At 39.8% G+C, this 22,322-nt stretch carries 19 protein-coding genes and 1 pseudogene; 9 read left to right on the top strand and 11 right to left on the bottom strand.

The features are described 5' to 3' along the window. Window positions 1-36: 36 nt before the first annotated feature. The 7 genes and pseudogenes from AACU25_RS11880 (at window position 37) to AACU25_RS11850 (ending at window position 5,442) form a co-directional block, all read left to right on the top strand. Window positions 37-909 carry a phycobilisome linker polypeptide gene (locus AACU25_RS11880; RefSeq protein WP_096575820.1) on the top strand — a complete coding sequence of 291 codons (873 nt, stop codon included), beginning with the start codon at window positions 37-39 and terminating at the stop codon, window positions 907-909. Between the two features lie 14 nt (window positions 910-923). Continuing rightward, a pseudogene (locus tag AACU25_RS11875) lies at window positions 924-1,142 on the top strand (phycobilisome linker polypeptide); the annotation flags it as partial. Window positions 1,143-1,554: 412 nt separating this feature from the next. Continuing rightward, a complete protein-coding gene (locus AACU25_RS11870; RefSeq protein WP_096575816.1) occupies window positions 1,555-1,761 on the top strand; it encodes a hypothetical protein in 207 nt (68 codons plus the stop codon). Window positions 1,762-2,503: 742 nt separating this feature from the next. Further along, window positions 2,504-3,022 carry a phycocyanin subunit beta gene (locus tag AACU25_RS11865; protein ID WP_045870461.1) on the top strand — a complete coding sequence of 173 codons (519 nt, stop codon included), beginning with the start codon at window positions 2,504-2,506 and terminating at the stop codon, window positions 3,020-3,022. Between the two features lie 104 nt (window positions 3,023-3,126). Then, entirely contained in the window at window positions 3,127-3,615 is a 489-nt protein-coding gene (gene cpcA, locus AACU25_RS11860; RefSeq protein WP_045870462.1) for a phycocyanin subunit alpha, read from the top strand. Between the two features lie 126 nt (window positions 3,616-3,741). After that, window positions 3,742-4,572: a HEAT repeat domain-containing protein gene (locus AACU25_RS11855; protein ID WP_096575814.1), complete on the top strand. Its 831-nt coding sequence runs from the start codon at window positions 3,742-3,744 to the stop codon at window positions 4,570-4,572. Between the two features lie 51 nt (window positions 4,573-4,623). Next, window positions 4,624-5,442 (top strand): HEAT repeat domain-containing protein, encoded by an 819-nt coding sequence (locus AACU25_RS11850; protein ID WP_096575812.1) that lies wholly within the window; start codon window positions 4,624-4,626, stop codon window positions 5,440-5,442. A 164-nt stretch (window positions 5,443-5,606) separates the two neighbouring features. Here the strand turns inward: AACU25_RS11850 and AACU25_RS11845 are convergent, their stop codons facing one another. From AACU25_RS11845 to AACU25_RS11820, 6 genes are all read right to left on the bottom strand, one after another. Next, window positions 5,607-6,416: an SDR family oxidoreductase gene (locus AACU25_RS11845; protein WP_096575810.1), complete on the bottom strand. Its 810-nt coding sequence runs from the start codon at window positions 6,414-6,416 to the stop codon at window positions 5,607-5,609. 125 nt (window positions 6,417-6,541) lie between these two features. Further along, a complete protein-coding gene (locus AACU25_RS11840; protein ID WP_096575808.1) occupies window positions 6,542-7,159 on the bottom strand; it encodes an SAM-dependent methyltransferase in 618 nt (205 codons plus the stop codon). Between the two features lie 181 nt (window positions 7,160-7,340). Next, a complete protein-coding gene (locus AACU25_RS11835; RefSeq protein ID WP_096583678.1) occupies window positions 7,341-8,714 on the bottom strand; it encodes an amino acid permease in 1,374 nt (457 codons plus the stop codon). A 606-nt stretch (window positions 8,715-9,320) separates the two neighbouring features. Next, window positions 9,321-10,196 carry an SDR family oxidoreductase gene (locus AACU25_RS11830; RefSeq protein ID WP_096575806.1) on the bottom strand — a complete coding sequence of 292 codons (876 nt, stop codon included), beginning with the start codon at window positions 10,194-10,196 and terminating at the stop codon, window positions 9,321-9,323. A gap of 88 nt (window positions 10,197-10,284) precedes the next feature. Then, window positions 10,285-11,028 (bottom strand): tetratricopeptide repeat protein, encoded by a 744-nt coding sequence (locus AACU25_RS11825; RefSeq protein ID WP_096575804.1) that lies wholly within the window; start codon window positions 11,026-11,028, stop codon window positions 10,285-10,287. A gap of 427 nt (window positions 11,029-11,455) precedes the next feature. After that, window positions 11,456-11,578, bottom strand: coding sequence for a hypothetical protein (locus AACU25_RS11820; protein WP_321206589.1), 123 nt, complete (start codon window positions 11,576-11,578; stop codon window positions 11,456-11,458). A 48-nt stretch (window positions 11,579-11,626) separates the two neighbouring features. On the opposite strand from AACU25_RS11820, the gene AACU25_RS11815 reads away from it, so the two are divergent. Further along, window positions 11,627-11,821, top strand: a complete 195-nt coding sequence (locus AACU25_RS11815) for a hypothetical protein (RefSeq protein ID WP_096575802.1) — start codon at window positions 11,627-11,629, stop codon at window positions 11,819-11,821. Between the two features lie 127 nt (window positions 11,822-11,948). Here the strand turns inward: AACU25_RS11815 and AACU25_RS11810 are convergent, their stop codons facing one another. Next, a complete protein-coding gene (locus tag AACU25_RS11810; RefSeq protein WP_096583676.1) occupies window positions 11,949-12,542 on the bottom strand; it encodes a MarC family protein in 594 nt (197 codons plus the stop codon). 528 nt (window positions 12,543-13,070) lie between these two features. Here AACU25_RS11810 and AACU25_RS11805 point away from each other — a divergent pair. After that, complete coding sequence (locus AACU25_RS11805; protein ID WP_096583674.1) at window positions 13,071-13,886, top strand: nitrilase-related carbon-nitrogen hydrolase; 816 nt, start codon at window positions 13,071-13,073, stop codon at window positions 13,884-13,886. On the opposite strand, the gene AACU25_RS11800 is transcribed toward AACU25_RS11805, so the two are convergent. From AACU25_RS11800 to AACU25_RS11785, 4 genes are all read right to left on the bottom strand, one after another. Beyond that, window positions 13,883-14,017: a hypothetical protein gene (locus AACU25_RS11800; protein ID WP_321206590.1), complete on the bottom strand. Its 135-nt coding sequence runs from the start codon at window positions 14,015-14,017 to the stop codon at window positions 13,883-13,885. The genes AACU25_RS11805 and AACU25_RS11800 overlap by 4 nt on opposite strands. Before the next feature lie 239 nt (window positions 14,018-14,256). Then, a complete protein-coding gene (locus tag AACU25_RS11795) occupies window positions 14,257-17,391 on the bottom strand; it encodes a two-partner secretion domain-containing protein (RefSeq protein ID WP_096575800.1) in 3,135 nt (1,044 codons plus the stop codon). A 186-nt stretch (window positions 17,392-17,577) separates the two neighbouring features. Next, complete coding sequence (locus tag AACU25_RS11790; protein WP_096575798.1) at window positions 17,578-18,996, bottom strand: NF038122 family metalloprotease; 1,419 nt, start codon at window positions 18,994-18,996, stop codon at window positions 17,578-17,580. A gap of 677 nt (window positions 18,997-19,673) precedes the next feature. Then, complete coding sequence (locus AACU25_RS11785) at window positions 19,674-22,265, bottom strand: CHAT domain-containing protein (RefSeq protein WP_096575794.1); 2,592 nt, start codon at window positions 22,263-22,265, stop codon at window positions 19,674-19,676. Between the last annotated feature and the right edge of the window lie 57 nt (window positions 22,266-22,322).

Raw genomic sequence — 22,322 nt, 5'->3', positions numbered from 1 at the left:
TTTGCCACATCAAAAAGTCTACAAGGAGAGCTATTCGTGCCAATTACATCCGCAGCATCTCGTTTGGGAACTACAGCTTTTGACCAAACAAGTCCTATTGAACTGCGTCCAAACTGGACATCAGAAGATGCCAAGATTGTTATTAAGGCAGTCTATCGTCAGGTATTAGGTAACGACTACTTGATGGAGTCAGAACGTCTCATCAGCTTAGAGTCGTTGTTGACCAATGGTAAACTGAGCGTCAGAGACTTTGTCCGCGCAGTAGCTAAATCAGAATTATACAAAACAAAGTTTCTTTACCCACATTTTCAAACTCGGGTAATTGAATTGAACTTTAAGCATTTGTTGGGACGAGCTCCTTACGATGAGTCGGAAGTGATTGAGCATCTCGATCGCTACCAAAATCAAGGGTTCGACGCAGACATCGATTCCTATATAGATTCTGCTGAATATGATACCTATTTTGGAGATTCCATAGTTCCCTACTATCGGGACTTAGTAACCACAGGTGTTGGTCAAAGAACTGTTGGTTTTACCCGTATGTTCCGCCTTTACCGTGGTTATGCGAATAGCGATCGCTCTCAGCTAGCAGGTAGCAGCTCTCGTCTCGCCTCTGACTTAGCTACAAATAGCGCAACTGCGATTATCGCACCTTCTGGTGGTACTCAAGGTTGGTCTTACCTACCTTCCAAACAAGGAACTGCACCCAGCCGTACCTTTGGTAGATCCTCTCAAGGCTCAACCCCACGCCTCTACAGAATCGAAGTTACGGGTATCAGTTTGCCAAGATATCCAAAAGTTCGTCGTAGCAACAAAGAGTTCATTGTCCCCTACGAACAGCTATCTAATACCCTTCAGCAAATCAATAAGCTGGGTGGTAAGGTCGCTAGCATTACTTTTGCACAATAGGAGATAGAACTATTATGTTAGGTTCTGTATTGACCAGAAGATCTAGTTCCGGTTCAGACAATCGCGTCTTTGTTTACGAAGTAGAAGGATTGCGTCAGAACGAGCAAACCGATAACAATCGTTATCAGATTCGCAATAGCAGCACGATTGAGATTCAAGTCCCTTACAGCCGGATGAATGAAGAGATGCGTCGCATCACCCGCTTAGGCGGCAAAATTGTTAACATCCGTCCTGCAGGTGAAAATGCAACTGAAGATGCATCGGAAAACTGAAAATGCATCGGAAAGATAACAGCAATCATCTATGATATCTGCGGGCGTGGAAAATTAAAATTTTTCACGCCTGTTTTTATTGATGTTGACATAGGCCCGATACTTGTCGGTGAAAGGGGAAAAGGTTAAGGGAAAAGGGGGAAAGAAAAGACCTTTAACCCTTACCCTTTGACCTTTTCCCCAAACCAAATTAAGAGTTTAAAATCCTTAACCAAGCACTATTGGCTAGAAGCGCAATTTCTCAGCTGATGCACCTTTAAATTGCACCTACATCTTGTTTGGGTCGTTAAGAGTTAAGGATAAGCTTGGACTTTTGACTTTTGACTCTGGACAATCCTTATGAGTATATTTGTTTGCAAAACAGGATAAAGCCATGTCTGAAATACCAACTGGCGGTGAAATGCTCTGGAAATTAGAAGGAGACGAGCGAGTATTGTACCTGCGGCATAATTCATCTGAAGAGTGGCGACCTTATGAAGATTTTCCAGAGTATGTTCTGCCTGATCCTCAAGGATTCTCTAAAGGTATTACTACCTTTTTGGCATTGATCAAGAAAGGTTGGACTGCTACTAAATCTTAATCATTAATTAATGTTGCATGATTAAATTGAGTTTTGGAGATAGGGAATAGGGAACGAGGAACAGAAAAATCATTTAATGAATTCTGTTATAGATGCTTGTACAGCCCAACTCAGGAAGAGCGATCGCATTCTCTCACTCAGCCTGAAGCTGTTGGTGCAGAAGTAAGCAGTTTGTGGAGATTCTGCATAGTTTCATAATTGTGAAACTCATTAACCAAGCAAAATAGCCCAGAGAATGTAACGTAAAAACTCAGTTCCTTAATACTTCTTAATTTCAGCTATCATTTTGAATTGGGCTGAAAATCAAGGGTATCTGGCTACGCTGCCATAACTGGAAAGTCAAAGCGACCGAGTATTGATTAATAAGTGTTAAGCAATAGAAATTTTGTTAATAAAGGTAAAACCCTTATGGGTTAAGGATTTCAGCCTCACAATATAACTATGTTGACAATTCGTAATAAACAAACGATCCAACGATATAGTATAAACAAGGAATGGAAAGCTTCACAGAAAAGAAGCAGATTTTCCATCCATCTTAAATGAGTGAAGTTTTTCAATTGTTTAAGAATTAAAAAATCTTTCAAATTTCCTTAAGGGAATAAGCGGAAGGTTTCAGCAGTGATTAAAGCTACTGCTTTTAGTTGATCGGGCTACTGGGGCAGCTGTATTGCCTAGCTCTATCAAACTGGGTTTTAACCTAATCCAAGCCATACTCGACTAAACTAATTAGGAAATTGAGTGTATGTTAGACGCATTTGCAAAAGTAGTCTCCCAAGCTGACGCTCGAGGTGAATACCTGAGTGGTTCTCAAATAGATGCTCTCAGTGCTTTGGTTGCTGATGGCAACAAGCGCATGGACGTTGTTAACCGTATTACCGGCAACTCCTCCACAATTGTGGCAAATGCAGCTCGTTCTCTATTTGCAGAACAGCCTCAGTTGATTGCTCCTGGTGGTAACGCTTACACCAGCCGTCGTATGGCTGCTTGCTTGCGTGACATGGAAATCATCTTACGCTACGTTACCTATGCAATCTTCGCAGGTGATGCAAGCGTTCTAGACGATCGCTGCCTCAACGGTTTAAAAGAAACCTACTTGGCGCTAGGAACTCCCGGTTCTTCCGTAGCAGTTGGCGTTCAAAAGATGAAAGATGCTGCTCTAGCGATCGCAGGCGACACCAATGGTATTACCAGAGGCGATTGCGCCAGCTTAATGGCTGAAGTTGCAAGCTACTTCGATAAGGCTGCTTCTGCTGTTGCTTAATCAGCTATATCATCTATTTTTTGAGCGGTTTCAGATATTTAGATAACTGAAACGATTGCTAAAAGCTATTTCATCAAAAAAGATTATTGGGAGAAAATCTGATCATGAAAACCCCTTTGACCGAAGCAGTAGCTGCTGCTGATTCCCAAGGACGCTTCCTGAGCTCCACCGAAATCCAAACCGCATTTGGTCGTTTCCGTCAAGCTTCTGCTAGCTTGGCTGCTGCAAAAGCATTAACCGAAAAGGCTTCTAGCTTGGCTTCTGGTGCTGCTAATGCTGTTTACAGCAAATTCCCCTACACCACCAGCCAAAACGGCCCCAACTTTGCTTCTACTCAAACAGGCAAAGACAAGTGCGTTCGTGACATCGGCTACTACTTGCGGATGGTTACCTACTGCCTAGTTGTTGGTGGTACAGGCCCATTGGATGATTACCTAATTGGTGGTATTGCTGAAATCAACCGCACATTTGATCTATCTCCCAGCTGGTATGTTGAAGCTTTGAAATACATCAAAGCTAACCACGGTTTAAGTGGAGATCCTGCTGTTGAAGCAAACTCCTACATCGACTACGCTATCAACGCATTAAGCTAGTTGAGATGTTGTTGCCCGGAGGGGTATACAATGACTGACAGAAGTTAGTGATTGTTTACCTCTCCGGGCATTGTTATGTATAGGCATTTGTCAGAGGGAACAGGGAATAGGAAACAGGAACAGAAAGTGGAAAACGCAGCTAATATCCAGGACGATAACCAATTAACTGTAGAACAAGCGATCGCTAATCTCCAAGGTGAAGATTTAGGATTGCGCGTGTATGCGGCTTGGTGGTTAGGGCGGTTTCGAGTTGATGCTCCAGAAGCGATTGATGTGTTGATTCAAGCATTAGAAGACGAAGACGATCGCACTAATGCCGGTGGCTATCCCCTGCGACGCAATGCAGCCAGAGCATTAGGAAAATTAGGAGAACAGCGAGCCGTTCCCTCATTAATTAAAGCACTGGAATGTTCTGATTTCTATGTGCGCGAAGCTGCAGCCCAATCTCTAGAGATGTTAGGCGACTCATCCAGCATTCCCAGGCTAATCGAATTACTCAACGATCAAGTTCCGGGAACCCTACCAGCACCAGAGCCACCCCAACTAGCCCAACCCTTCGATGCCATCATAGAGGCATTGGGAACCTTGGGGGCAAGCGATGCAATTCCCATTATTCAAGAATTTTTAGATCACCCCGTGCCTCGGATTCAGTATGCCGCAGCCAGGGCCATGTATCAGCTAACCTCGGAATCAACAGCAGGTTACAATCAGTATGGCGATCGCCTAATACACGCACTTGCTCAAGATGATTTGCAACTACGTCGGGCAGTACTTTCAGATTTAGGGGCGATTGGCTATTTACCAGCAGCAGAAGCGATCGCTGATACCCTAGCAGAAAACAGCTTAAAGTTAATATCTCTCAAAGGTTTACTCGAAAAGCAATTGCAACCGACAAAACCAGAAGATTTATCCCCTGGTGCAATTAAAGTGATGCAATTAATGGATGCGTTACTGTAGCAGAAAGAGCGAAAATGGAAAAGGTAGAACTTATCGCTTCTCTTCTTCCCCATGCCTGATTCCCTCAACACTCTAATTCGTGCAGTAGAAGACGCAAATTCTTCTATCCTTTTACAAGAAGCTGTCAAAAACCTAGCTGCAGCCCGTTTAGAAGGAGCTATTCCTACCCTAATTGCTGCTTTAAGCTATAACAATCCGGGTGCAGCAGTTGCAGCTGTCGATGGGTTAATCCAAATTGGCGAACCAGCAGTTCCATCTCTGTTAGAACTGCTCGATATGCATAACTACACAGCCAGATCTTGGGCAATCCGCACCCTAGCAGGAATTGGCGATCCTAGAGGATTAGTCACCTTGTTAGGTGCAGCCACCGCTGACTTTGCCCTGAGTGTTCGGCGGGCAGCAGCCAAGGGATTAGGAATGATGAAATGGCATTGGTTCCCAGAGGAACTGCTAGAAATTGCCCAAGCAGAGGCAATGGAAGCTTTGCTATTTGTAGCTCAAGAAGATGAAGAGTGGGTGGTACGCTATTCAGCCATTGTCGGCTTACAGTTCCTTGCTAACGCAATTGCTGTGAGTCATCCAGATTGGCGATCGCAAATTCTGTCAAATTTTGAGCAAATTGCTGCTAAAGAAGAGAGTTGGCCAGTACGTGCCCGTGTCTTAATGGCACAGCAAGAACTCCAGAAAACAGCAACTATTCCCACCCAAGATACAGACAATCGCCCTTCTCCCTTGTCCTCTATGGACTGGCAGAAGATTATGGAAGAGCTTTATGGACGCAAAGGGCAAGAGCGGTTAGTCTTTGCTGAAGGCGATCCACGTCGTTATGAACAACTGGCAGTAGCGATCGCTCAACATTCGGATGAATAATTTTCTCATCAAAATTTCAGTCCGGAATTTTCGCTTGAATCAGAAATTAGCCCATACTAACTTCTTAAAGGTGTAGTGCGAGTTAATTTTTGGTTCAAGCTAATTAATTATGATCTCACGTAAAGAGAAGAAGGAGCAGTATTATATTTTTTAGTTGGAAGTCCCTACGCAGACCAAGCTTCCCGAAAATCGGCATATAGAGTTAATCCCCCATCAATAAACAGCGTTTGACCTGTGATGTATGCTGCTTCATCAGAAGCTAAAAAAGCCACCGCAGCCGCCATTTCTTCCGCAGTCCCCGCACGATTCATCGGAATATGACTTTCTACAACAGCCTTTTTTTCAGGGTCGTCAGTCCAAGCTTCATTAATAGGTGTAATTGTGGCTCCTGGTGCAATAGCATTAACACGAATACCTCGGTTTGCATATTCTAAAGCTAAAGTTTTAGTAAGATTTTCCATCCCACCTTTGCTAATAGAATAACTGACATACATTGGTCTGGGAATAACTTCATGAACGCTAGAAATATTGATGATTACACCAGAACGGTTTTGTGAAAGATAATATTTAATTGCCTCACGAGCGCAGAGGTAAGCACCCCGCAAGTTTACTGCTAATACTTGGTCAAAATCTGCTGTTGTTAACTCATGGGAAGGGCATTCTTTTTGAATTCCCGCATTATTAATTAAAATATCTAAACTACCAAATTTTTCGATAACGGTATTTACCATTTCAATGATGTCTGCTTCTTGAGAAACATCGCCTTGAATTGGTAATGATTGAACACTGCAATTGTTAATATCTCCACAAGCTTTTTGCATCGCCATTTCTTCCGTATCTTCCGCTTCTTCCAAACTTTTGCGGTAATTAATGGCGATGTTACATCCTTCTTGAGCTAGGCGAATAGCGATTGCTTGACCAATACCCGAACTCGCTCCGGTAATTAAAACATTTTTACCTTTTAATCCTTTCATAGTAATTCCTTCCTTCTACAAAGATTCCTATTAACTAAAAAAACGCCGCCATCATAGGATGGAGACTACTAAAATTTCGTATCCACCCTACAAAAACTGCGGACAAACTAAATGATTGTGACTAATTACTGCAGGTTAGCAGGGACATTTTCTGGAACTACCCAGAGGTAAATAGTTTTACCGTCAACTTGTTGCACTTGTTGAGGTTTCCAATCGCCCATATCAAAAGCGTGAGAAACAATGCGGGTACCTGGTTTAAGTTCTTTGAATAACTTGGGTCTGAGTTTTAAATTGATATCTGGTAGTAAATAGAGAGTAACTACCGAAGCTGGGCTTAAATCTGTTTGAAATAAATCTTGTTGGCGGAACTCAACGCGATCGCCTACATTGGCACTTTGGAGATTTTGTTTTGCTTCTTGCACGCGTTGTGGATCAATATCTATACCAACACCACGCGCCCCATATTTCTGTGCTGCTGTAATGGGGATTCTACCATCGCCGCTACCTAAGTCATAAATGACATCATTACTATTCACTTTTGCTAGCTTTAACATCGCATCCACTACAGGCTGTGGAGTAGGGACATAGGGAACATCGGTTTCTACTTGTTGTACTGGGGTAGTAGTAGGAGTAGAAGTTTGGGCATCTGCTTCAAAATCTCTTACTGTGGTGCATCCAGCTACACCCAAACTAGCAACACTAATGCTGGTGATGAGTAAAAGCGCAATTCTTTGTAATTTCATGATTTTCTCCTTTGTAACTGTTAATTATTCCAGCAAAAAATAAGATAGAAAATGCAAATTTTATTCACAAGTTAATAGAGCCGGAAACTTGAAGATTGCTTGAGTGTTCAGGGAAATTTATCCAAAAAATTCACCAATTTATGCAGATGAATTTTGTAACTTTCCCCCTGTCTATTTATCGCTACTCTCTTAAAGAACGTTGTCGGTAATTATTCCACAGCAACAAGGGAATACCTGCGCCGACAACTAAAACCCCGGCTATTGCCCCTATGCCTGTATAAGCCAAACTGGAGTAAAGCAAGTAGCCACAAATAATGCAAAACAGCAAGGGAATCCAAGGATAAAATGGCACTTGAAAAGGTCTATTGATTTGAGCATCTCGTTGGCGTAAAACAAATAATGAAATTGCAGACAGTAGGAAGAAAAACCAAAATACTGGTGCGGTGTATTCCACCATTGTTTCAAAGCCATTACGGGTGATTGTGCCTAAAAACACCAGCGATAGAGCGATCGCACCTTGCATAATTAAGGCTTGAGTGGGCGTTTCCTTTTGTTGTTGCCAACCTCCCATGAAGGAAAACATCGCGAAATCCTGCCCTAGGGCGTAATTACTGCGTGCGCCTGTCAAAATGGTGGCGTTAATTGCTCCTAGAGTACAAATTGCTACCAAAATACTCAGAAATAAAGCTCCAGATGTCCCCACAGTCCGATCCATTAAAGAAGCGGCGACAGCTTCAGACTTAGCCATTCCTGCTAATCCTAGACCCCGTAAATATGCCAAATTAATGAGCAGATAAATAGTGGTGATGATACCAATGCTCCAAACTAGCGATCGCACCATATTGCGCCGTCTATTTTTAATTTCGGCTGAGATATAAGCCGCTTCATTCCAGCCACCAAAGGACAGCAAGACAAATACCATTGCCAATCCCCAGTTTGTTGGAGTTGTGGAGGTGGTAGGAGTTGGCAGAGTTGTAGGGTTATTAGCAGCAACTCCAATCATTACCACTAGGAGTAAACCGAGTATTTTCGCCGCAGTCAGCCAGTTTTGCGTCCATTTACCAGGGTATAAACCGAGAATATTCAAACCTGTCAGCAGGATAATTGCGATCGCCGCATAAATGGAAGAAGAATAAGGCCCTAGCAGCCATAACCCAGAGAAATAATCCCCAAAAACAAACGCCAGTAAGACAATAGAACCAGTTTGAATTACTGTCATTCTTGCCCAGGCAAACAGAAAAGCAACTGAACGTCCAAAAGCACGTTTCAAATAATAGTAAGTTCCTCCAACATCAGGGTAAGTTGTTGCTAATTCTGCGTAGCACAATGCCCCAACCAAAGAAACCACACCACCAAGTAACCACAGCAGTAAGACATTGATATCGCTACCTGCATTCGCTGCAACAAATGCCGGAGTTTGAAAAATTCCTGCACCGATGACAATTCCCACAATCAGCGCCACAGCATCTAATAAAGCTAATGATTGCTTTGGTGCTGCAACTGCGGCTATAGGGGTACGTTCTTGTAAATTGCTGTAGTTTTGTTGTCTCTTCACATTAGTTCCCACGAATAGTAATTTGAGCTTATGCAACACTTAGCAGTACGATTCAAAGAGCGCTATTGCTAACATCAAGCCGAAAATTTAAGTTTCTTCATTGATAATTAAGTAAGTCGGTGGAAATCAAATAAACTATGTTCATAAACGTAAATAGGCTAGAAAGATTTACCAATGACAAAGCGCCAAGTCTGAGCGCCTTGCCACAGGCATCAGAACTGTCTCAGAATGACAGTCTCAGCCAGTTATCTTGAATTTCGCCGTCCTACTTACTTTTGAAATCTGCGTTTATTTCAGTTTGACAAGCAAATGTGATTTAAAAGTGACAACAATCTCAATAATTATGAGGGAACAGGTGATACCGTTTCACTTTAAGATTGATACAAATAGGCAGCAAGGGGGCAGGGAGCAGGGGGCAGGGGGAAAGAATTAGAGATTAATCATTTGTATCAGGCATTTCGTGAAATGGTATGAAAGGGTAAGGCTTAAAGGTTTTTTTGCCCCTTTTCCCCTTCCCCTTTTTCCCTTAAGCGACAAGTATTGCAACAGATTATAGAAGCACTGCAGTGCAGTGCCCTCTCAAATATTATTGATGTGTCACAAACATTATTTGAATGGGTATAAGGCTGCTAATTCTTCTTTGATAGATAATGGTTGATAACCTAATGTCAATGCTTTATAACTATTTAAAGACACATCTTTTGGTCTAGGTGCTGCCATTTTGATATCTTCTTGACGGCAGCCTTTAAGTTGAGCATTGGGAATTTTAAATACCTCTACTAATTGACGCATAAAATCGTAACGCGAAATTCTTTCTTTACCGCCCAAGTGAATCAAACCTTGGACTTTTTCTAATGCTAATAACAGTCCTCGAGCCGCCGTTTTACCACTTACTGGAGTGCGAAATTCATCGATAAATAAACTTAATTCTTTGCCAGCTTGTAATGTTTCTATGAATGGCTGTATGAAGCTTTTTGCTGTAGGTGTTGCCATGCCGAACATTAAAGGCATACGGCATATTGCTGTATGCGGATATCGTTCTAACATCCCTGTCTCTGCCTGAACTTTTTGCTCACCATAAATACTTAAAGGACTTACAGAATCTGTTTCTTTATAGGGAGCATTTAAGCCGTCAAATACTAAATCAGTTGAGGTAAAAGCACAAGGAATTGCATAATCAGCACAAAGTCCAGCTATATTGCAGGATGCGGTGACATTAATTGCGGATGATTCTTGAGGATGGTTTTGACAAAAGTTTGGTTGAGAAAGGGCAGCAGTATGAATTACGGCTGCTGGTTTTATATCATTAAATATTTGCTTTAATTCTTGAAAATCTGTTAAATTAACTTTTAAGGTTTTGATGCCAGGTATTTCTAAAGAATTAGTAAAATAAGTACCATGAACTTCCCATTCTGGCTTTGCTAGCTGGCAAATATGCCATCCTAAAAAGCCACTGGCTCCAGTGATTAATAATTTTTTCATATGGATTAATATTAATTACCTTAAAATGTTGGTGGTGTGTTGCGCTACGTGACAACACACCCTACATTAACTGGCTCCCCTACATTAACTATTTAATCATCTGTTGAAATCTTTGATCGCTACGTAATTTATTCAAATCTGTATCAGTTTTCGCCAATTTTTTATATTTATCAGGAGCCAGCTTGATTGCCTTGTCTAGGTTTTGAATTGCTTGGTCTACATTGCCTTGCAAACCATAAGAGCAAGCCTTATTGTAATATGCCTGGTGCATATTGGGCTGAATCGCGATCGCAGTGTCGTAGGATTTCAAACCTTCGGCGTAACTTTGCAGTTTTGTCAGGACTATTCCTCGGTTGATCCAAGCTTCGGATTTTTTCGGCTGGAGAGCGATCGCTCGATCGTAGGCTACTATCGCATCTTTGTAGAGTCGCAATGAGGTTAAAGCGTTGCCCCGATTATACCAAGCGACATCTTTGTCAGGCTTTAAAGCCAGCGCCCGATCGTAGGATGCGATCGCTTCTTTGTAAAGCTGTAAAGACGTTAGCGCATTACCTCGATTAATCCAAGCCTCGGGAATGTTCGGTTCAATTGCGATCGCTTGATCGAATGCTGCGATCGCATCTTGATAACGACGTGCATCTAGTAAGCTATTAGCTTGCTTTAAAAATTCTGCCGCCTTTTGTGGAGATTGTGTACCAATTAGCTGTTGGGAAATATTACTTTCTTGTACAACTTGTGTGGTGTTATTTGCTGTTGAATTTGCCCAATTACCACAGCCAAATGTAGAGAAAGTGATAAAGCTAGAGGCAACTAAGCAGCGCCGTAAGACCATGCTGTACCTACAGAATTCATAAGATGATGCTAAAACTTATTTCTCTTAAAATATAGTATCAAAGTACACGAATTTTATAAACTTTTTATTTGATTTATTTAAATTTAATTTTTGCACAAAGATAACCAAAATATACCATATTGAGGTGTGACAATAGAATTTATAAGTATAAAACCTGAATTATTTGAATTTTTCAGTAGCTATGCTGAAATTGATGCTTAAAGACCTTTATTATCTCTATAACTATTAGTATTAAAGCTATATTCTGCCACTTACGAGCTTAGTCAAAATTCAAAATTCGGAATTCGTATCACCTAAATAAGACTGAACAATAAATTCTTTTAATTCATCCTTATATAGCTTATGAGTTATAGATAAGCACTAGCACCCGACAAAAATTATTGAATACAAGCTGACTCAACATTATTTATTGATAAGTTTTGCAGACAATACTGGTAAAGTTTTGTCTATTCAATTCACCTGTCAAACTTGAATTTTCGAGTGCGATCGCAAAACATAAAAGTAAGGAATTAGCAATTTCCAGATTCACTCCAAGCCTTGCGGTTTAGGGCGATAAACTCATGGAGGAATTTAACAGATGGCTAATATCAAAATTGCCAACTTACATCAAAGAGATAATCTTGATTATATTGATGAGCTACACAATAGCGAAATCAACCATATAATCGGTGGAGGAGTCACAATTACTGTTCCAGTGACTGAAAGTAATCAACAATTCTTACAATTGTTCAACATGGTGGTGAAGGCTATAGCAATCCTAAATGATTTGTGAAATATTACAAGCTGGTTTGTTGACTGTTAACCGTTGACAGTCAACAGCCAAAACAGATATTTTTCACAACTGTGCTATAGATAAAAATAGTGCCGTATTCAGCAATAAAAAACCTATTTCCAAGTATTTATTTCAAGAATAATTCGCGTATTCCTGTACTACCAATTTCTACCGCTAGCGCCGCTAAGAGAAACCCAAACAACTGAGTGATAATTACCCCACCTTCAGCACCAATCCACTTGTCGATATAGGTTCCCAAACGCAGAATTAACCAACTAATGAACATTGCCGATACAATACCTAAAACTACACCGAGATACGGTAGTTGCGATTGTGAGGTTAATAACATGACTGTTGTTAAAGTTCCCGGCCCGGCTAGTAATGGTAAAGCTAAAGGCGTAATTGCAACATCACGCCCTTCTTCTAAAATGGGCGTATCTAATTCTCCCCGCAACATTTGCAAAGCAACTAACAGCAACAATAGTCCCCCAGCTACTCGCAAAGATGCCATGCTGATTTCCAGATAAGTCAAGATTAATTGCCCAGTGAACACAAAAAGTAACAGAACTGCGATCGCAACGACAATCGCTTTATCTATGACTCTGTTTCTTTCTTCTGGGGTCATACCTTTGGTCAAAATCAGCACTATGGGTATATTACCTACCGCATCTGCTAGCACAAATACAGCAATAAATGTTTGAACGAGAGCTGAGGTATCCACAGTAGACCGCATTTATCAAGGTTTGATAACAACCTACCTTGAAATGTGTCCTATTTTCTATCATCCAGAGAAAGATTGAAATGTAGACAGGTTATTATCACAGGACTTATGCAACTGGTACACCCATCTTCTGGTTTAAGAGTCAAGAGTCAAGGGTCAAAAATTCAGTTTTTTGGACATTTGACCCTTGACCCTGGACAGCCTAAACGAAAAAAATGTGACACTTGCGTAAGTCCTATATCAATTACTTAAACAAAAGTAATAAAGATGCATATTTCACTAAATGACTTGTAATTAAAAAAAATAAAAATCTCAAACCCAATGGCTAGCAAGACTTTGAGTCAGGCATACTGCTAACGAAGCGCCCTTACCCTAATTGCTAGATAATGAATTTATTGGTATTTCCTCAGCCCTACAGTTGCCAAAACAACTGTCATCTTATCCCTAGAACTTGTGGGCTTTTCCGCTGCCTCTGGTAACGATATATTTGAGAATCTACCTCGCACATATTTACTGTTTGTGGAATCTATGAAGCCTTATTTAGCAGCTGCTATCCAATTAACCAGTGTGCCTGATTTATACAAAAACTTAGCACAGGCAGAAGAATTAATTGAACTTGCCGTGCGTCGGGGTGCTGAATTGGTGAGTTTGCCAGAAAACTTTTCTTTTATGGGGGAAGAAAAAGACAAACTTGCACAAGCAGAAGCGATCGCACGGGAAAGCGAAATATTTCTCAAAAAAATGGCCCAGCGCTTTCAAGTCACCATTCTGGGGGGTAGTTTTCCAGTTCCCGTAGAGAACACAGGCAAATTTTATAACACAACTATACTTGTAGACTCCAACGGTCAAGAACTTTCTCGCTATTACAAAGTACATCTATTTGATGTCAACGTCCCAGATGGTAACACCTATCAAGAATCAAGCACAGTCATGGCTGGAACGCAGCTACCACCTGTGTATTTTTCCGAAAATTTGGGTAATTTGGGACTTTCGATTTGCTATGATGTCCGCTTCCCAGAATTGTACAGACACCTAGCAGATAAAGGAGCCGATGTGATATTTGTCCCGGCTGCCTTTACAGCCTTTACTGGTAAAGATCATTGGCAAACATTACTCCAAGCCAGAGCAATTGAAAACACCTGTTATGTCATTGCTCCCGCGCAAACAGGTACTCATTACGCCAGAAGACAAACCCACGGACACGCCATGATTATCGACCCTTGGGGTACGATTTTAGCTGATGCCGGAGAGAAACCCGGAATTGCGATCGCTGAAATTAGACCCACTCGTTTAGAACAAGTCCGCCGTCAAATGCCTTCTTTGCAACATCGCGTATTCAACTAATCGATAATAAACGTTTGCAGAGGATGCAGAGGAGGAAGAATCAAATTATGGTCTTCGCTTTCACAATTAGATAATTTAATTTCTGGAAGTTCCTTACCAAAAAATACTTGTGGGGTGGGCAATATAGCCATTGGTGTCAACTTAAGCTAAAAGCTATATAGGGCGGGCTTTGTACAAATACCTCGCGCCCTCATCCCCTAACCCCTTCTCCCCCGGGAGAAGGGGAAATAAATCTCTTGCTCCCCTCTGCCTGCGGGAGAGGGGCTGGGGGTGAGGGCGAAACCTTGCAACTAAGCGGGTTTCACGTTAAGTTGACACCACTGGCAATATAGCCCACCCAATTTATGTATGAAAAATGGCTGATCAAAATTTAAGAGCCAGTACATTTAGCTACATAACTCACAGGTACTACAGCAGGTATCTCTGGTGAATGAGCCACTAATTCTATAGTGCCATCGCGATTAATTACCCATCCTTGAGCCTCAATAATATGTGTTGGTGTTGGAGAAGTTGAAGCCAGCTTTTCTGGATTTGCTGCTCCTAATTTATTTTGTGTATTACTGTTTGTAGATAATTGCCGCAAATCTGTCCAAACTGTTTGTCCTCTCAGCATATCAGTGGGATTTGCTGGTAATCCTCCCTTTCCGATGATGACAAACTCATTAGTTTTACTAGCACTACAAGCTTTAGCTACTAACTGAGTAACATCCACTATATCCTTTGGTAATTCTGCAATAGCAATCTTTTGAACGTCTTCTGGGTTAGTTATTTTGACGACACCATCAATGCCAAATGTAGAACTTGCATCAATTTCGCTATCTTGATTTTGAAAAATTCCTTGGGTGTAAATTTGAATATTACCCCCATTGCCAAAAACAGCGTTAGCTCTGATATCGCTATTATTGTAATTAACAATAAAATCACTATTAATAAAAAGATTACCTCCGCCTCCCGTGCTATCAGTAACGCTGCTACTAATGAGGCTATTGTTCTGCAAAAAGAGAAAGTTATTATTTAAAGTAATATTGCCGCCACCTGATTGAGTAGCAGTAGCCGTAATTAACCCTTGATTTGCTCTGACTTGATTAGCGTTAATAAAAATATCACCAGCTTGACCTAATCCTGTACTATTAGTACTTAAGGTAGCTCCACTATTCAATGACAGCAAATTAGTATTAACTCTAATAGTGCCACCATTAGCATTACCTTTAGTATCCGCAGTAATTAAACTATTATTACTAGCTACTACAGATTCTTTAGTATTTATTTGAATATTGCCCCCACCACCATTAAAAGTAGTAGCATTAATACTACTTTTAATATTGGAAGCAGTACTATCAAAAAGCTCAATTAATCGAGCATCAATTTTAATATCACCTGCTAAACCTGTTCCTGGTGCAAGATTAGGGTTACGACTAGAAAAGTTACTAGCAGCAATGGTTGCACCATCTCTAATAGTTAATTTATCTGTTGAGATATTTAACTGACCACCATTACCACTATTGGTCACAGCATTACTGAATAAACCACTACTACCGCCAGAAATAAAACCACTTAAATTTATATCATGAGCTTGAATATTTAAAACCCCAGCATTACCTGTACCAAAAGTGCTAGTTGCAATTTGCCCAGCATTTCTTAAATATAGAGTTTCAGTATTAATATTTAACTCACCCCCAGCACCTGTCGCCTGACTTTGAACATCGGCGGCAATTATTGTCGGCAGTGGATTATTAGATGTTCCTATAACTTGTATATTTTTAGCAGCAATATCTATCTTCCCAGCATTTCCTGAGCCAGCAGTTTTGGCAACTATCGCCGCACCATCAAATAAATTCAAATTCTCTGTTGTAACTTTTAATAAGCCTCCATTACCTGTTGCACCTTTTTCAACATTGCTAAACAAACCACTAGCAATTGTGCCGGAATCTGTACCACTTAATTCTATATTTTTAGCTATAATTTCTAATTTTCCTGCACCACCAGAAGCAAATGTACTATTGTGAATTTGTGCGCCTTTTTTAACTTCTAAGCTATCAGTATTCAGGAAAATATTACCGCCATTACCAACAGAAGAAGTACTAGCTAATAAACTACTAGAAAATTCTCCAAAGGCTGTACCGATAAATTGTGCTTTTTTCGCAGTAATCTGGATTTCCCCAGCATTACCTGTACCAGAAAAACTAGTAGTTGATATTTGTGCGCCATCAGTAACTAGTAGATTATTAGTTGCGATCGCAATTTTTCCCGCATTACCCCCACCAGAAACAGTACTAGCGAATATCCCACTAGGCCCCAAAGGTCCACCGAAAACTAGTTCTATATCTTCGGCTTGAATATTAACTGTTCCCCCACTTCCTAGGCCAAAGGTAGTACTACTAATTTGTCCACCACCAGTTGCAGTTAATTTTTGAGCAACAATATCGATGCTACCACCATTACCGCTAGCTTTTGGAGACACATCGGTAGAGATAATTGTCGGCAAACCAGAATCATTATTAGAACCACTAACATTGAGTAATTCTGCAGCTTTAATCTTGATACTACCTCCATTTAAATCATGTTCAGTATTGGCTAAAATTGCCGAACCATCGGTTAAATTAATATTTTTACCGATAACTTGAACATGACCACTACCATCGCCACTCACATCTATAGAAGCAGCAGCATTGAGATTAATATCTGCAAAATTATTCACTCCCTCGTAACTTAAATTTAAACCGGAATTATTGTAATTAATGGTAACGAAACTATCTTTAACAGCGCCAACTTCCACTCTACCTTGCGCTGCTGTTAAATTCCCACCTTCTAAATCAAGATTACCGCCAACTAATGCCAGAGTATTACCAGTTTTTACCTCTAATCCTACAGGTCGATTTTCTCTAGAAGTGGCATAAAACTCATCTACAAATAATTGATTACCTGACCCTTGTACAGTGATATTTCCGGGGTTTACTCCATACTGCAAGCCAAGAGGAGTATTGATAGTTAATAAAGTTTGTTGTTGCGGATTAACTGCACTATAAATACTGCCATCAGAAAATTTAATGCTATTCGCTGTACTTGCAAAAAAAGAACCACCTATGTTTAAGCTAGCATTGGTACCAAAAATAATACCATTGGGGTTAATTAAAAATAAATTTGCTATGCCATTAGTACGAATTAAGCCATCAATTTGAGAAATCGAACTGCCTGTGACCCGAGTGATAATATTATTAATTTCTAAAGGATTATTAAAAAAAGCCGTGTTGCCTGTGTTGACAGAAAATTGCTCAAAACTATGAAAAAGGTTAGTACCAACTTGAGTTCCACCTTGAATTTCAATAACGTTTCCTGAAGTAACAGTTAGAGAATTTGATGGCAGGTTATTATCTGGGATAATTTGTGCAAATCCCTTTAATTGATTAATAATTAATAAATATAAAATATAAAATAAAATTAAAAGTGGCTGTTTAGTTTTATTGAGTATCAATAATAAACTTGTACTTTCTGAAATTTTAAACATCTGGTTAGTGCAGGGCTACTATTCATAGAGGTGACATTTTTAGGGTTCCCAAAAATTTTGCTTAACTAACCAGAAATTATTCACAAAAAAAATTAGCTAACTCATCGCTAGTAATCCCAAGCCACATAAAACACCCCTGCTGGTATCCTAGAACTGGCAAGGATTGCAGGGGGAGGGGAACAGGCTCTATATAGAATTGAGATAATGGCGAGAAAACTTTTTCAATTTCAAACCAATTAAGCCTAATAAGCCAATACCGATTAATCCAGCATTATTGGCTGGTTCCGGAACAGAAGTAACATTCTCTTGCTCATCGATAGTGTCCCAAAAACCACCCATTTCAAAAACACCTTCTTGGGCGAGAATATCGACTAGGTCTTGTGTTTGATTTAAAGTACTAGTGGTGCTACTACCACCCCAACGATTTAAGTGTAACATATTTGCAATATCGAAATTACGGTTAATTTCTTTAATCCAAGCAGCAGCAAATTGGGCTTGTGAAGTTAATGCGGAATTAGCCGAGATATTAGCATATTGGATTTGTGAATCTAATGTGTAATAGTTATTAGAATAAATCCTAGATTTTCTGTTCCAACCAATCACATCTAAAACATTGAGGTCTCGTTCATCGGCTTCACGCACAGCGCTAACACGTAAAGCTGGTGCCATCACACCAATACTATTAGTGTAATTTTTCCAATGGCTGCCTTGAAAGCCATCGCCCTTAATACTAGTATCCTGACCAGCAGATAAATAACCTATGTTGCTAATACCACTATCAATAGAGAAGTAACTAGCATTACTGTTACTTAAGTCTGATAAACCTTGAGTTTTACTAGAGTCAGAATAACGGAATAAATCAAAGGGAGTAAAAAGTTTTTTACGTAAATCTAAATCATTGTAGTTCTTAGCATTAATGCCATCGAGACTACTAACAAATCCTAAGATATGTGCGATTTCGTGAACAGCAACACTGTAGAGGTCAAATGGTTTAGTGTACGAGCTATTGACACTAGTACGGATGTAACCGCTGTTTACCCATCCATAACCAGTATTATCTAGCTCATTTAAAATGATGACTCCATCTAAGGCAGTGCTATTTTTATCAATTAAATTTAATGCTTTGGCGTTGGCTTGAGTTAAAGTAATTGTGTTATTAGAAAGCGTGAGTGTTTCTTGCTGTAGATTTTGAAAAATAGACTGCCATTGTGTACTGGAAGATAAATTGCTTACAGCTGTGTAATCAAATTGAGATTGGCGATCATTATTCAATGCATTCCAAAAAGAGTTATAGCTCAAATTATTTACAAACGCTGGAATAGAGCCACCAAGCATACCTTTTGGCAATTTACTAGAAGAAGCAAAATCAACGTGAATGTTAACAGTAGCATCATCACTTAGGTAATCAGCCCAGTATCTTCCTGCGAATTCAAAAGCAATTTTTTGCTCATAAGTTACACCTGTATCGTATGTAAAGTTAAATGTTACTGCTTGGGCTGGTAAGGTATGACTGATGATAGTAGTTGATGCTAGCGCTAGCGTTATTAACTGAGAAAAATTATTAGTTTTAGTACATTTGTGATTGTTCTGCTTCTGGGATGACATACTCGTAATCCTCTGTAAATCAAAAATTATAATTAATTTACAAGATAACTCCAAAAACCTAAATAATAAATTTATTTACTATGAATTCATATTAATTATGGATAAATTTTTATTGGCTATCCAGTTATAATATCCCTACAAATTGTAATTTATTAGGCAATTCTATAAAAATAACATATCTTACCTATCTATAATTATTAATAGTCTTCTTAAAGATAGCTTTTACAGTCATTAGCCATGCTATAAATACTGATTTTTTTGAGTTATTATCCTAATAAATCAAAATTTATAATTTTAATTTAGTAAGAATACTGATAATTAAGATCAGCCATTTGGATAAATAATAAAATTCATCTGCTCATGCCATTTAATACCATTTGTGAAAAATGGTAATACCAATTCAAATAATGTTTGCGACAGATAAATTCTTTGTAAGGGCACGGCATCCTCAATCTTTTGGCAGATCAAATATCTTACTGGTGCCGTGCCCCTACTCATTTGTCGCGTTCTTTTTTCAAAATGGTATAAGCTAAACCACATTTAGTTTGCATAATCTGAAATTGTATATTTATTGTGGAGTAGGCATCTTGCCCGCCCAATATATGCAAGTTAAATATGGAACAGCTTATCAGCTAGCTATTAACTTTATTGAAATTACCCAAAGGGCTGTCAACCAGCTACAGCCAATTTCCTACCAACACAAATGCTGACCAATAATATGGGTGCTGAAAATTAGCATCTTGTAAAAAAGTCAGTTGAGTTTGTCGCAAAGCTTCTGCTTTACCAATTCCAGGTTTTTTGAGATGTTTATAAAACTCAACCATAAATTTAGCTGTAGACTCGTCTTGTACTGCCCACAAAGTAGCTATAGTACTGCGTGCGCCAGAACGTACTGCTACTCCCGCCAAACCTAATATTGCGCGATTGTCTCCCTTTGCTGTTTGGCAAGCACTGAGAACCATTAATTCTACAGGTATAGAATTAACTTCATTTCTGGATTTGAGAAACTCACTTAATTCCTTAACGTTAATCTTGCTATCCCAGCTAAGGATAAAAGTATCATCTGATTTACTACTAAACTGACCATGAGTAGCAAGATGCAATACAGAAAAAGGAATGGATTTGATGGCTGTTTGCAGATTAGCGTCGGTAAATTTTTCATTCAAAAGTAGCTGTGAAGAAATTTCAGCGCTAATTTCTGTGACTTCTGACTTAACAGCTGGTAACGCTTTAAACCCTTGGCGTGCTTCGCTGAGTGCAGCTGTAATAACTTTAATATTCTCTCGCTTGAGGGAGTGGGCTTGCAATAATTGCATTCCTGGCGATAAAGCCAAGCTATATTTCTCTACTAAATAATTTTCGCCATCATACAAAGCCGCCATCGGTAAATTTCGCAAGGAACCATCTAACACAAAGGTCAATGTTTTGACTTTACTATTGGCTAACTGCGATTCGGCTGGACGGATAAGTAAGTCGTAGAGTTTTTGGGAAACAGATAAAGCACTCTCTTGGGAAAAAGCAGGGTTGAGAGATTGACGCATCTGTTTGATTGTCTTTTCTATTTCCGCTTTTGAGATGTCAGTTTTGTAATTAATTAGGGGTTGCCCGGAAATCGAGACAACTACTTCTAAGCGATCGCCTAAAATAATTGGGTAGATAACAGCTGCATTTTTGTCGATTTTGTCGATTTGCTCTGGTTTACCATTTAAACAAGCTTCGTGGAAGAAATTATCTAATTCAGCGAGTTGTAGCGCTTCAATGGTTTCTCGCGCTTGCTTTAAGTTTTTCTGGCTGGGGTGAGATTGTAGTAATAAATCAACTAACTCCCGATAAACTGGTTCTACACTCTCTTGAAAGGAAAACTGGACATCACGGTTAATCGCCACTAAGTCGCTACGCAGTGACTTGAGGGTTTTGACAGAAAAACTATAAGCTGCGATCGCACCTTCAGTGTTACCCTTAATTTTAAGAATGCGCCCAACTTGCCAGGAAGCCTGATAAGCAATGTCCGCAGCATTAATTTCTTGAGAAATTGTCAATGCTTTTTGGGTAAGTTGCAAAGCCTCAGACAACTGCTGCTGCTCAAAATATAATTTTCCTAATTCATTTAAGGCATAAGCTTTAGCACGTAAGTCTTTCAAAGTGTCGGCTTGTTGTATGGCACGTGCTAAAGTTACTGCGGCTTCTTTAGCTAAATCTTGATTGCCTCCAGCCAATTTTTTCAACTTAGCCAAACTACGCGCCAAGTTGACTGTGGCATAGATAGACATCCGGCTAGGGGGCAAATTCTCTAGTTGTGATTGAATTTCAGGTAATAAAGCATTAGCAGCTTGTACTTGTGCATTGTCTAAATACAGGCTGAGTTGATTGAGTTGTGCTTCTAGGTGTAGTTGGGGATTAGTTGCCTTAGCTAGCACTTGTTGATAATAATCTAAAGCCTCTGCAGTTTGTTGTAAATCTCTAGCTGTATTTCCCAAGCTAAAAAGAACATCGCCGATATTGTCTGTAGAGTTCAGGCGAGTACTAATTGCTAAACTTTGCTTTAAAATTTCCTGAGATTGCTTTAAATTTCCCACCTGTTGCAAAACAACTCCCAAGCTTTGCAATGCTTTAGCCTTAATGATGGAATCTGGCTGATTTTGCAGCTTTTGATTGATAGCTATTAACAACTTCTGCGCTCTGCGATAAAATCCTAAAGCCTGTAGTGCTTGCGCTTGGTTAATTTGACTACCTATTTTCCCTGCATCATCACCAGCTTGAGCATAATTTTTTTCTGCATCTTGCCAAGCTTGTAAAGCAGCTTCTCCTTGTCCTTTGGTAAGTTGGAGATTTCCTAGAGTATTGAAAGCTACTGCCCAAATTGCAGCATTATTTTGATTTTTGGTGTTCAGGCGTTGCAGAAGATTGAGACTGTTAGTAATTGAAACTTCCGCCTTGTGCCAATCTCCTAAGCTTTGTAACGCTAAAGATAGATAACTCAAACTCCAAGCTTGGTTGATAGTGTCACCTTGTTGTGCAAAAGCAACAGACGCAGCTTCCCAAAGTTTTGCTGCTTCGGTAAAGCGTCCTGCAGCAAACTGAAGTCTACCCTGTTCCAGCAGGGAATTGGGGTTTAAGGCCAAGCTTGTTGTGATTTTCCCATCTTGAATTTCTGAGTGCAAATTGATATTTGCTTGGGCTGGAATGCTAGCTGTGACGACAAATAATGTCAGGAACCCTAAGTTCGTTGTATAAGCAAAAGAGTAAATGAGCTGTTTATTTTTGTGCATAAATTTACATTCCCATAGTGACTAGCAATAGAAACCTATTTTCTACTGTTCCCTAAA

The sequence above is a fragment of the Tolypothrix tenuis PCC 7101 genome (assembly GCF_963874875.1).
In the GTDB taxonomy this organism is placed as follows: domain Bacteria; phylum Cyanobacteriota; class Cyanobacteriia; order Cyanobacteriales; family Nostocaceae; genus Aulosira; species Aulosira tenue.
This window is presented reverse-complemented; position numbering and strand designations above follow the sequence as displayed.

Excerpts from the sequence above, each read along its gene's own strand:
- AACU25_RS11870 (WP_096575816.1), top strand. The coding sequence starts at position 1,555 with ATGTCTGAAATACCAACTGGCGGTGAAATGCTCTGGAAATTAGAAGGA.
- AACU25_RS11865 (WP_045870461.1), top strand. The coding sequence starts at position 2,504 with ATGTTAGACGCATTTGCAAAAGTAGTCTCCCAAGCTGACGCTCGAGGT.
- cpcA (WP_045870462.1), top strand. The coding sequence starts at position 3,127 with ATGAAAACCCCTTTGACCGAAGCAGTAGCTGCTGCTGATTCCCAAGGA.
- AACU25_RS11850 (WP_096575812.1), top strand. The coding sequence starts at position 4,624 with ATGCCTGATTCCCTCAACACTCTAATTCGTGCAGTAGAAGACGCAAAT.
- AACU25_RS11845 (WP_096575810.1), bottom strand. The coding sequence starts at position 6,416 with ATGAAAGGATTAAAAGGTAAAAATGTTTTAATTACCGGAGCGAGTTCG.
- AACU25_RS11840 (WP_096575808.1), bottom strand. The coding sequence starts at position 7,159 with ATGAAATTACAAAGAATTGCGCTTTTACTCATCACCAGCATTAGTGTT.
- AACU25_RS11830 (WP_096575806.1), bottom strand. The coding sequence starts at position 10,196 with ATGAAAAAATTATTAATCACTGGAGCCAGTGGCTTTTTAGGATGGCAT.
- AACU25_RS11825 (WP_096575804.1), bottom strand. The coding sequence starts at position 11,028 with ATGGTCTTACGGCGCTGCTTAGTTGCCTCTAGCTTTATCACTTTCTCT.
- AACU25_RS11815 (WP_096575802.1), top strand. The coding sequence starts at position 11,627 with ATGGCTAATATCAAAATTGCCAACTTACATCAAAGAGATAATCTTGAT.
- AACU25_RS11805 (WP_096583674.1), top strand. The coding sequence starts at position 13,071 with ATGAAGCCTTATTTAGCAGCTGCTATCCAATTAACCAGTGTGCCTGAT.
- AACU25_RS11800 (WP_321206590.1), bottom strand. The coding sequence starts at position 14,017 with ATGGCTATATTGCCCACCCCACAAGTATTTTTTGGTAAGGAACTTCCA.
- AACU25_RS11795 (WP_096575800.1), bottom strand. The coding sequence starts at position 17,391 with ATGTTTAAAATTTCAGAAAGTACAAGTTTATTATTGATACTCAATAAA.
- AACU25_RS11790 (WP_096575798.1), bottom strand. The coding sequence starts at position 18,996 with ATGTCATCCCAGAAGCAGAACAATCACAAATGTACTAAAACTAATAAT.
- AACU25_RS11785 (WP_096575794.1), bottom strand. The coding sequence starts at position 22,265 with ATGCACAAAAATAAACAGCTCATTTACTCTTTTGCTTATACAACGAAC.